The 11,880-nt window shown below is 41.6% G+C and carries 8 protein-coding genes; 4 read left to right on the top strand and 4 right to left on the bottom strand.

Annotation, left to right across the window (positions count from 1 at the left end; translation table 11 throughout):
- Positions 1-39 precede the first annotated feature (39 nt).
- A complete protein-coding gene (locus tag DDR33_RS25635) occupies positions 40-267 on the bottom strand; it encodes a hypothetical protein (RefSeq protein ID WP_146198845.1) in 228 nt (75 codons plus the stop codon).
- A 432-nt stretch (positions 268-699) separates the two neighbouring features.
- On the opposite strand from DDR33_RS25635, the gene DDR33_RS24100 reads away from it, so the two are divergent.
- The 4 genes from DDR33_RS24100 to DDR33_RS24085 all read left to right on the top strand — a co-directional run bounded on the left by DDR33_RS24100 (position 700) and on the right by DDR33_RS24085 (position 2,407).
- Positions 700-927, top strand: a complete 228-nt coding sequence (locus DDR33_RS24100; protein WP_109418366.1) for a helix-turn-helix domain-containing protein — start codon at positions 700-702, stop codon at positions 925-927.
- Positions 928-957: 30 nt separating this feature from the next.
- On the top strand, positions 958-1,215 hold the full coding sequence (locus DDR33_RS24095) for a helix-turn-helix domain-containing protein (RefSeq protein WP_109418365.1): 258 nt from the start codon (positions 958-960) through the stop codon (positions 1,213-1,215).
- 52 nt (positions 1,216-1,267) lie between these two features.
- Entirely contained in the window at positions 1,268-1,843 is a 576-nt protein-coding gene (locus DDR33_RS24090; protein ID WP_109418364.1) for a helix-turn-helix domain-containing protein, read from the top strand.
- Between the two features lie 144 nt (positions 1,844-1,987).
- Complete coding sequence (locus DDR33_RS24085; RefSeq protein ID WP_109418363.1) at positions 1,988-2,407, top strand: hypothetical protein; 420 nt, start codon at positions 1,988-1,990, stop codon at positions 2,405-2,407.
- 679 nt (positions 2,408-3,086) lie between these two features.
- Here the strand turns inward: DDR33_RS24085 and DDR33_RS24075 are convergent.
- From DDR33_RS24075 to DDR33_RS24065, 3 genes are all read right to left on the bottom strand, one after another.
- Positions 3,087-8,531 carry a DUF6443 domain-containing protein gene (locus DDR33_RS24075; protein ID WP_109418361.1) on the bottom strand — a complete coding sequence of 1,815 codons (5,445 nt, stop codon included), beginning with the start codon at positions 8,529-8,531 and terminating at the stop codon, positions 3,087-3,089.
- A gap of 17 nt (positions 8,532-8,548) precedes the next feature.
- Positions 8,549-8,932, bottom strand: coding sequence for a hypothetical protein (locus tag DDR33_RS24070; RefSeq protein ID WP_146198844.1), 384 nt, complete (start codon positions 8,930-8,932; stop codon positions 8,549-8,551).
- A 127-nt stretch (positions 8,933-9,059) separates the two neighbouring features.
- Positions 9,060-11,777 (bottom strand): DUF5977 domain-containing protein, encoded by a 2,718-nt coding sequence (locus tag DDR33_RS24065; protein ID WP_238387934.1) that lies wholly within the window; start codon positions 11,775-11,777, stop codon positions 9,060-9,062.
- Positions 11,778-11,880 lie beyond the last annotated feature (103 nt).

Here is an 11,880-nt window from a genome sequence, read left to right as displayed (position 1 = left end):
GGGATGACTGTCGACATGATCCATATAGACAGGGAGGGCTTATGCATCTCCACTCCCCTCTGTTCTTGACTCTGGTGTCTCTTCGCGATGCTTATAGATATCGGCCAACAGGCCGTCAAGCTGCTCGTAGAAATACATCATGTCGGTTCTTTCTCTCCGGGGAAGGGAGCCAAATTCGCCGGTGACGGCGGATCTCATAATTTTCCAGAGGTAAGCTCTGCTACCCTCTTCATCGTAGTTGATGAGGAATTCATCGAGTGGGCGCATCAGAGGGGAACCTCCTTTCTGAAAGTACAGGTAAAAGATAAGCTCGGTAGTAAATTAAATAAGTTCGTCTTCATTTCTCTATCATTTTAAGCATCGGAAACCGGCAGACAGAGAATCAAAAATAATAATGATGGGTGATCCTCTGTACACGCGAGAAGCCTATAGGAGGGCTAAGTACACATACGAGAGGGCCCATCATTATCAATTTGACAAAGATAATAAATGGGCACCTGTCTCCTTCTACTTGCGTACTTAGAAAGTTCCTATATTTTCTCGCACAAGTTTCGGTATCCAAATGCTCGGATTATTCCTTTAATGAGTTAATATCTATTTACATACAATTACTTTCATTTTCCAAGTAAAGATAAAACTAAAAGATCATTAGGACAAATATGTCCTAATATTTTTTTCCTTATATTCACACATTGCCTCATGGCAAAGCAGTACATCGATCAGGACTACCTCGAACTTGTTGGACAAAGAATAATACAAATCAGACAAGACAAGAAATTATCGCAGGAAAAGTTCGCAGAACTGGTTGATATTGATACCAGGCAGTTAGGTAGAATTGAGAGAGCGGAACATAATTCATCAATCTCTCTTGTTAAGAAAATTGCAGATGCTTTAAACATCAGTGTGGGTAGCATTCTTGATTTATAAGAATTATCCGCCCTTTAAATCCTTATTAACATGCCCGCCAAAAAGAAAGATGATCTGCCCTCTGATATAAAGAGGATCGGTATACGGCTTAGAAATATTAGAAAAAATAGAGGCTATTCAAATTCAGATGAATTTGCTTACGCCTACGGCCTCAACCGCTCTCAATACGGCAAATATGAAGCAGGATCAGAAGATATGAGAATCAGTTCGCTCGTCAAAACATTGGAAAAAATCAAAGTGCCTCTTAACGAATTTTTCAATGAAGAATATGATAGTATAGGTATTTGAAAATCAGTGTGGGGAGCACTCTTGATGCATAAGGAAATATTTACAATAAGTTTTGGAGAAGCTCATAAATGACGTAGCAGTTGAATTCGGACAACAACTTGAGAAGTATTTAAACCACTATGGTTTGGCTGAAGCGGATGTTGCAAAGATGATCGGTTCAAACACGGAATCCATTAAGCAGATTATAAGGGGGGAGAAAAACATTGTTTTGAAAACGGCAGAACAAATTAGTAAAGTATTCGGGTTGAGGTACTTTAAATTTGGAGACCCAGAGTTCGATTTTCTTGATGCAGAGTCTCTTCCAGAAGAGACTCGACTAATTATATCAAAGAGAAGAAAGATCGGGAAACCGATAGTAGATAGAAATAATGAGCTAAAACTTTCACATCATATAATAGCAGCATTAAAGTCGGAGAATCTTCCTCTTGAATTTACGTCATCAGATCTCTTTAATCTTTTGCCTGTGAATATTCAACAATCTATTAAGCAACCTAGTCGCATTACAGATGCGTTCATTAAGAACAATGATTTAAAAAAGCTAGTCGTAGATACGAATAGAAAGAGAAGAGCCGATGGCAAACGGGGCCGGGGACTTATTTTATATAAATTAAAAAAGAGGGATAACTAACTGTCTTATCTACTTGATTAAACATGTGGTCTAGTTTATATCTCCGCTAGAAAACATGATCCTCGTCACCTTTTCATATTTTCTCACTAAACTGCTGTTCCATTAAAACTACCCTTAACTTTAGGTTAATAGACTCCCTTAACCATGAAATATCTATTAGGATTATTTATTACAATTTCGTTTTTTTCATCCTGCAAGAAAGAGGATGTTTCTCCCAAAACAGTTGTATCTACCCTGGAACTTGTGATCACCGGCACCGTTCCAACCACGGTTTCCAAAATCCGCTTGACCAATACCTCCGACAATACCTTTGCCGAAAAGGCCGTTACCGCCTCAGCGACCGACGGAACAAACGGCCTTAGGGTTCAGCTGCCCCTGTACACCACTGACGACGTCGACGCCAAAATTTCCGCTTACTACACAGATGGAACCACAGTCAGCAAAATCATTTCCTCCGTAAAAGTTGAATCAGGCAAAAAGACCGTTATAAGCGGCCCACTGTCTTCTTCTTTCAAAATCACCGTTAATGGAGAATTGGATGGAGAAATTAGGATAGATTTTTAAGCGTTCGCCACAGAACATATTTCCGAGATTATTGATTACCGGTCAAACCAATATTAGCATCTAGAGATCGAACAATCCATTCCTGAACAATTATTGAGCAAGAGTACATATCTGAAATCCCCGGAATTGGTCTATCTGTTTTACTATAAGGTTATGAATTTGATATAAAAAGCCTTTAAAATCAGTATTTCACAGTACCAGGCTTATCAGGATTAGCGGGCAGTGGAATTTCATATTTCACTCCTGGACAATTCATTTTACAGTCGTCCTGAATAAAAATAAAGTCTGCTTTACTGGAAACATTATTATTTATAGACCAATAAGCTGGTACATATAGCTAAAAGATACGGTATAACGATAGCGAATAGCACTAAAACGCCTCTTACCAATTTTTGCTCCTTTGTCTCATTATTTCCCCACCTTGTGTGGAGGTACCGGTACTTCCCCCTATACCTTATGAAATTGATGCCCCCCAGAATAACCATCAAAACTACGGCCACATACTTACTCCAGCCTCGAAGATCTATATGAGTTGCGGATATCATCTGAATAAAAAAAAATAGGGAAATCAATAATAGCCCTTGAATTACAACGACAAAGGCTAATGCTCTGACACCCTCATCTCCGTCTTTTTTATGAAAAAAGTGCGCAATCCTGTAGAAAATATAATCAAAAATTATCATTTCGTTGTGTTAAATTTCAAATTGGCATTAGGGTAAGCAGAATCTATTCCATTTGCTATCCTATCTGAAAGGCTTGTGCCACTTACCATTTCGGCGGCTAAATCGATATATCCTAATGCTGGAACTGCGATAGACGCTCCACTATATATCATCCCAAATACTTCCCCAGCTGTCACTTTTCCGTCCGCTCCAGCCTCAAATGCTTTTGCAAATGATCCTGCTACTCCCACAGCCACACCCGCGTATTTAAAAACTCTCCCTGCCTGTTGAATAGAACTTAAATCTGAAGCTGTTGTTCTGGGCATATATTTGTAGGCATTATTAACTGCCTCCCCTACAGAGATACTCGTTCCTACGACATTGCCTATTACTCCAGATGTTGAAAGATGATCTGATTCTGCAGCATTAAAAAAACCAACTGAAAAACGATCCCTTCGTTCGTTGAAAGGAATACTATAAGTAACCGACCCATTGAAACCCGACATAGCAGACACTGCATTACTGACAGCTGTCTGTGCTTGAGAAACCATGTTACTGTAAGAACCTGATGCACCGGTTACATGGACAGTAGAAAGCTGCCAGGAAAACCCATTTTCGGCGCTGAAGATATGATTCGACATATCACTAATAGAAGCTCCCGGATTACTTTTCAAATAATTCATAAACCTCTCAATCTCTTGCGGATCATCTAAATTAATATTTCCTTTTTCGTCTACTTCATATAACCCCATAGGATCTATATACCGAGAGGGATTGTTGAAAGCATACCTGTACGGGGTTAAATTGGATGATTTCTCTGCCAGAGGATCTGCAACGTTCCATCTTGCAATAACCGGATCATAAAAACGCTTTCCATAATCATATTGGTCTGTTAATACATCCTGGAGCTCTTTTCCGTTGTAAAGATATTTATTTTTCTCACCAGATATATAAACCGGGGAATTGAGGCCAAAAGCGTAGTATTCATCTTCCTGAATTACATTTCCTGCCGCATCTGTGGTGACCCTTGTATTACCCAAATGGTCTTTCAGATTGTATTCGTACCTGTAGGTTCCATCGGTATTCCTCACCGCCTTTCCTTCTTCAGTTTGTACAAAGTCAATTACGCCATTCGTATACTGGATTCCAGCGATGTAGTCACGGGTGGTACTGCCTTGGATAGATCTGAGTTTATTGCCCCTTGCGTCATATGTGTATGTGGCTGAACCTGCACCATTCACTTGAGAGGGAAGGTTGATCTCATTGTAAGAGATTGTAAGGCCTCTGATTCCGTCTGTGGTGACATTTCCGTTGGCATCGTGCGTAAAGCTACCGTTCTTAAACCCACTGACATTGGCTAGCCTGCAAGCGTCATAGGTATAAGCCAGCGATCCGTAATTCCCCCGGTTGAGGTTTGTAATATTACCCATCTTATCATAAGAAAGACTTTCTCCAAGTTTGTTGCTTGCATGGCTGGACGTAGAATTTATCAATCGGTTCAATCGGTCATAGCTATAGGTAAACCATCGGTTGCCACTGTAAAGACCCGTATATTCCTGTTCCGCAATGTTGCCATTATATTGAGGTGTTGCACCTTTTGCGGTGCTATTATAACGTAATCTGAAGTCAAGCTTTGACGCAGAGGATGAAGTGATCCAACCACGTTCGTTGTACGTATAGCTAATGGTTTGTGCAGAATTATGTAATTTCTTTTGCCAAAGCTGTCCTAATTCATTGTATATATTCTGGGAAAGAAGAACCTCTCCTTCACTATTGATAGTTTCCCACGTTTTGGTTTTCCTTCCTAAATGGTCGTATTCGTATCGTGTTTTTACGATTATGCTACCTCCCGGGCTGTTATGGTAGTGTATGGCTACTGATAGCTCATCTTTAAACGTGTAACTGAGGCGTACACTATCTGTGCCGTTCCTGTAATTTTGACTCTTTTCCAGAACCAACCGGCCATCCTCGTCATAAAAAACTAATCGGGTCAGCATAGTTGTTGTGCCTAGAACACTTGTTTTTATTCCTGTTAAAAGGCCTTGTGTCCGGTTGCTTCTGGCTCCTGGGAGAGTGCCAAAAACATTGCTTCCCGGGAATGTATAACCATCGTAATAATTAATAGTAAAAATCTTTGAATAAGTAGACGGAAAACTCTTATTATCATATCCTTCATTACTTGTTGACCCTGTATAGTTTTCCCACTGCACAGTTTGAGCATCGACAGTTGCCTGAAGAGCCGATCTTGAATTTGTATTTTGATATTCGCCGGTTATAACAATTCTGCCGAGTCCATCGTATTTTACAAAGCTCCATTTCCCGCTCTGTGCTTGCCTGGGATCTTGGGCTAAAACAAGTTGGTTGTTTTTGTTATAAACCATGCTCTCCCAGCCATCTTTTCCGGGTAGGCGTTTTTCAATTAATCTTTTCCAGCCGTCGTACCGATATTGATAGCAATATTTATTGAGCTTGTTTTCGTCAATGCTTCCGTTGTCCGGATCAACACCCGGAGGAAGTACAAAACTCAGGTTGCCCAGATCGTCATAGACATAATAGGTTGAAACTGGTGTTGTTTCATCTTTCCAGCTCCTTTGTAATACAACCCTGTCCAGCTTATCCCTGTATTCCTCTATAGTTCCAGACTTTCCACCCGTCCAGTTCTCATCTTTCGCTATGGTCAGATAAAGCTCATTGGAGTTATAATTAGTAGTGCTTGCAAGGGTCCGTTTATATTCTCCGCCACTGGTGCTAACTGCTTCAGCACGATATAGCCGCACACTCCTCTCCCCGGTTGAGGTATTGGAACCATATGTAAGCTTTTTGGTACGTCCCGATCCAGATATTCCACTGGTACTTAGCTGCCATGACGTTCCCTGCGCCCCTACCTCTTCAATTCTGTTTAGTGGAGATGGTTCATAACGTGTCTCCGAAAAGGGATAAGGAACGATGCTCACACCTGCCCCCGGAGCATTAAAATAGTTCTCTTGCTGATTTCGGGCATTAGTCTTATACCCTCCACTGTTTGTCCTGTCTGCATAAGGATCCAATGACTTTCCTGGTCTTCCAAATGGGTCGTATTCTATTGGCAGGACAAGGTCTTTGTCTTTTCCGGGGCTTCCATTGTATTGTACTTCCTGAAGAGAACGACCCAGACCATCAAAATAATTGACATTGAACTCTACCTCATCAGCCGTTTTACTCTTCAAATCGTGAGTAACGTCAAAGGGAACTCGAGGAGACATGGTTAATACATAATTCCGATCTTTACTGGTTTGTAAGCCAGCCGCTATCACCGCGAAGGTTATCGTCGCAGTACCCGTTGCTCCTGCACTATTCCTTGCAGTTACAACATAGGTCGTGGCAGGAGATATTACAACTGGAATTCCGCTTATTACTCCCGTTTCGCTATCCAGACTCAATCCTTCCGGTAAGGACGGATTGATGGTATATGCAGGAGTAACAACGATCTTACGGATGACATTACCAGTACTATTCCCTACATAAATATTCCCCTGTACATCGCGGCAGATACCAAAAGGGCCATTCATTCGCACCTGATCGCCGATACCATTTACAATTCCTGCAGTAGTTGTTCCGACAAGAGTACTTACTACGCCCGATGGAGTAATTTTACGTACCATATGATTGAGCTGGTCGCACAAAAATAGGTTTCCAGAAGGGTCCGCTGTAATTGCATTTGGCCAGTTGAAACGTGCGGCGGCGCCCACACCGTTCACGAGGCCAGCCGTGCCGTTGCCAGCAACTGTAGTTACTTCTCCTGCCGGACTGATCTTCCTCAGTCGCTGTCCCTGGCGCTCTACTACATACAGATTACCTGAGCTGTCGAAAGTGAGGCCACAAGGATACGTGAAACTGGCTGAGTTTGCCAAGCCATCAACACTGCCTTCTACGCCTGTTCCTGCAAATGTGGTCACGACACCTGCCGGCGAGATCTTTCTGATCCGGTGGTTCCAGTTATCACTGACATACAGGTAACCGGCAGCATCGAGTGCAAGTCCTGCTGGATATTGAAAAGCTGCGGCCGTGCCTGTTCCGTTGGCAAATCCTGCTGCCCCGCTACCGGCAAAAATGCTTGTTACACCGGCAGGAGTAATCTTGCGGATACGGTGATTTTGCTGGTCAGTTACTATGATATTTCCAGAGGCGTCGATCACCAGTGCTGAGGGTAGTTTAAATCGGGCGGCCGTACCAGTCCCTTCTGCATAGCCACTGGTGCTTGCTCCTGCGAGAGTGCTGACCTCGCCGGAAGTACTGATCTTCCGAATACTATTATTACCGGCATCAGCAACGTAAATATTGCCAGATGCGTCCGCCACAACTGCAAGGGGATTATAGAAACTAGAAGATAGCGCTGCCCCGTTTATCATTCCTGCAGAACCAGTCCCTGCAAAGGTACTGGTCGTCTGAATGGCTGACACAGTCCCCCCGGTATTAGCCGGGGAGAAAGATACAGTTGCTCCCAATCGTAATTGGGAAGGAAAATCATAACTGATGACAGGGGGCACAACCGGAACCACAGGAGTGACCGCTATAGTAGTCGTAATGTTACCGGTATTATTACCATACCCTTCGGAAACCACATAATATGTGCCGGGTTGGAGGGTCGTTGCTATGTAGGCTTGAGATCCCGGACAGGGAGAATTTGTATTGGTATTATCGTCGTTGCTGGTAATCAAATTTCCGGAAGCATCCAGCAACCACATATAAGTATCCAAATTACTTCCACAATGAGAGAGCGAAATATTGGCTGCCGCTGTCAGGGTAAACCTGTAATAAACATCATTGCTTGGCTGCCCATATTCGTTACCCATACAAGGTGTGGCATTATTAGCTGTATGAACATACGATCCGGAAGAACTAAAGGTGCCGGCAGGAACAGGATTTGATATGGTGGCCCCCAGAGGTGCAGTCCCAGTAGATGTACTGTTAATCTGAAGCGTATAATCGCCGGTGTTGCTACTATACCCCTCTACCACTACATAATAGAATCCTGCAGGAAGTCCGGTATAGGTCAGATACGATTGTCTCCCGCATTCTGAATCGTCATTACTGATAATTTGATCTTCTCCGTCTAATAAATGGACATAAGTGTCGAAGCTACTCCCGCAGAGAGATATGGTTATATCGGAATTACCACTTACGGTAAAATAATACCAGACATCCGGACTCGGCTGCCCATGGGGCTGGCTCATACTATTGTTTTGATTATAGTTATCTGCATAGGAAGTACCGTTGTAATAAGAATTATTTCGTGAGTCGTTAAAAGTTCCACCACATTGACTGAAAGACCCTGCATTTATTGCATCATATTTATAGGTGCCATTCTGGGCAAAGGTGTTACCAGCAGTAAGAATCAGCAGTATAACAAATAGAAACAAGCATCCCAATTCTTTATAGGAAAAAGGTGTTTTGAAAATAGGATTCATACAAATACTCTTCATTTTAAAGATTCGCTCTTTTACTGTTGGCTACTTGGACTTCTTTCTGTAGCAGGAATAATTTTTTCAAACTGATCTCTGGCCAACAAAGCAGTCAACTTACGATTCCTGTCTGCCATCAACGTTTTTATACGGGTTACACGGTCTTCCTGACTTAAAGCCTGGCTTGCTTCTAACTCTTTCAGTGCCGCTTTATAAGCGTTCTGAATCTGCAAAACACGCACAGCTCTGGTAGAATCTCCCCTCACAGAACGCATGTAAAAATTGAACTGGCTTTGCGTTTCATTTACGGACTTCATATAGCCCGGTTTTGTTTGAATACTGTCTATGTGAGATTGGGCAACAGCACAACTAGTAGAAAAGAATGCTCCGACGATGCTTAAAAGAAAAATCAATAATTTCATTTGTATGGTCTTATTTGTAATTATCATTATAAAATGTATCGAACTCCTACGTAATCTATGAAGGGTGTAAATGAGCAATGCAGATTGCTTGATCTCTATTCTCTTTCCCATAGATTTCCCTTCTTTCTTAATTATTTATGAAAAGATGTACCCCTTCAAATGCTACGAAATTGAAAGCTGCACTATTACCATGTTGGCTATCGCCATTTGAAAATGAAAAGTTGTAGACACCCTGCGGGTTATTTACAGGCCGAACCTCAAAGCTGCAGTTGGCACGATCAGTTAAACGAACGACTCTTTCTCCCGGGGTCAACAGAACGGGATCTGACATACCGGAAATAAATACATAAAAATCATCTCCAGTTGAATTAGTCAACGTAGCAGCGACTTTGCTTATGCAACTACCATGAGCATTTGCATAAGCCTGGCCGTTGCTATTAATGTCTTGCAAAGCTTTTGCGTCTGCTTCCGCCTGAGAAAACGTTGATATATATCGACCTTCCGGTACAGAATACGCAACATCTTCACCCACCATATTCGAGGGGCAATTATTTTTTGTAAACATCCTGTATACAACAGCGTTTTTATACCCCCTGATACAATTATTTTGTTGATCGGCATAAGCCTGTCCGTTGAGATCTGCATCAAGTTGGGCCTTTGCGTCTGCGTCTTCCTGGGATATTAAAGAACTATACTTATTTTCAGGTATTGTATAAGTAATAGTCCCGCTTGGTATATAACCTAATGGGCAGTGTAGATTGTTGTATTCTGCTGATTTTGCCGAACTATAGAAAGGTCTTTTGAAATTATACTGCTGCTCTCTAGTGACTTTTTTCTTGTCATTTAAAATACGCCTGAGTTTATTAAAATCGTCATACTCATAGTAAGTTATAATTCCACCTGGAGAGTTGGCAGCAATGATACCAACCAAACCTTTGTATGCACGTGTTTCTATCAAAGAACCTGCTGGCGATAAACGAAGTTCGTCTATCTTGTTCCCGTTGGAATTGAGGCTAATGCTGGTTATTGATTTAAAGCTCCAATTATATTGTGTCCAGACGTTTGAGATTACTTGGTTGACGCCGTTAACTGTTATATTTCCGCTGCCCTTTGCCCATAACTTCAAATTGTAGTCACCTGAAGGCAAACCTGCTTTGGTTATCGAACCGGAAAAGCAATAATTTCCTACACAGGCATCGCCCTCACTTCTGCCAGCAGGGCCATAAGAAAATATATCTCCCAGCTCATTGTCTTCAAATCCGGAGTAGCCTATGCCTGCAATTCTTGAATTTTCCGCTTTGACTAAGACATTGTTATATTTATCATATAAAAGTGCTGTGCTCCGGGCGCTACGATCTTCATATTCCGTAATATTTCCTCTATTATCATATGATACATAAGTATTTGAAACAGAAAGATTGCGGCCAGTCTGAATGAGAACAGTTGGGTTGAAAGCTGCTATATTAGCGGACAGGATCGGCCTTTCGATCACAGATCTATATTGCTGGCGAAGACGAACAGCTCCATTTGGCAATGATTCATAATTGTATAAGGTCGCATCGATCAAAAAATTGTTTGTTGTAGTCCCGGACTGTTTTTCAAGCCAGGTCTCGGTTAAAATGGGTTTATTAATGATATTAAGGCTGAACATCTTCCCTGTAGGGGATGAGGCGCCAAGCTGATAATCGAATGAATAATACTTCTTTTGATTAACAATGTTTCCGTCCCCGGACATAGTCCGGATGGACTTAACCAAGTGATAAAGCGGATCATAAAAATATTCAATGTTCTTTCTTTTTGCTTCTCCATTATCATAAGACAATTCATCTGTAGATATCAGATCGGCGCTACCTGAAATGGGATAATAGTTATTGCATTTGTAAATAAACCTCAATAAGCCATCTCCATTGCCTCCCTGGATATCAATCTCTCCCTTTTTCGAAACATAAAGAGACCGGAAGGATTCATTTTGATACACTTGCTGCTTTATTTTATATTTATTCAAGACTTCCTTTAATAAGACGCCCGAACTGTTGTAATAAGAAGTTCTGACTGGTAAACCTAAAGCCCAGATGGGTCTGTCGACAGGTCTGTATGGATAGTAGTCCTGTGGCGTCCAAAGGCCGTTTTTGACGCTATCCATATTGCTGAATTCATAAACAACCTTACCATTGTTACTATTTTGAGATTTAAGAATTTCTTCTACTCTCCGATATACAATGTGGCTCCCTCCTACAGTTGATAGATTGTTAACCGGATGACTTATATAAGTGGTTCTTGAATTCTTTATTCGTGGGTTGGAAGGCCATCCTCCATCATTGTAATAAGTATTCTCTGTGAATTTATATTCGGCTTTTTCGCCAAGAAACCCCGAAGATGCTCCATTCGGCTCTATGTATCTGTATTCTCGAATTTGATTATTTCCAGGGTCAATTCCGTCATAAAGAGTCGTTTGTTTGATTCTTAAACCTCCAACCTGTTCTGTTGCTCCAGAGGAACCTTTTTTATCATGTAGCTCATATTCAAATACCTCTTTTCCGCCTGTAGGGAAATAAATCGTCTTCAGCGCTCCCATGATGCAATATTCCAACCGGGGACTTCTGTTTGCAGCAGGATACGTGGACCAATGAGTTTGAGTGATTTCGGTTGCCGACAATTGATAAGGTATTAGATTTTGAGAATTGTCAAATCCGTTGTGAAACCCCCAATGATCTACATCTTTTCCAGGTACAGTATGTTCATTAAAATTGGCGTCCCAATAATAATCGAAAGCATAGAACGGCTGCTTTTTACCTGTACCTGTATACTGAATTACACTTTCCAGGTAAGTATCTTTAGAAGCCAAAAACGAATTGTCTTCGTAAACCATGGAGTAGTCCATTCGCCACCGAAATTTAATGGCATCCCACCTGACGTAATTCAAGTTGAAACCCGTCAAGAGGTTGCCA

It is taken from the genome of Pararcticibacter amylolyticus (assembly GCF_003130405.1).
Taxonomy (GTDB): domain Bacteria; phylum Bacteroidota; class Bacteroidia; order Sphingobacteriales; family Sphingobacteriaceae; genus Arcticibacter; species Arcticibacter amylolyticus.
The sequence above is the reverse complement of the archived record's forward strand: the minus strand, read 5'-3'. Positions and strand labels throughout refer to the sequence as shown.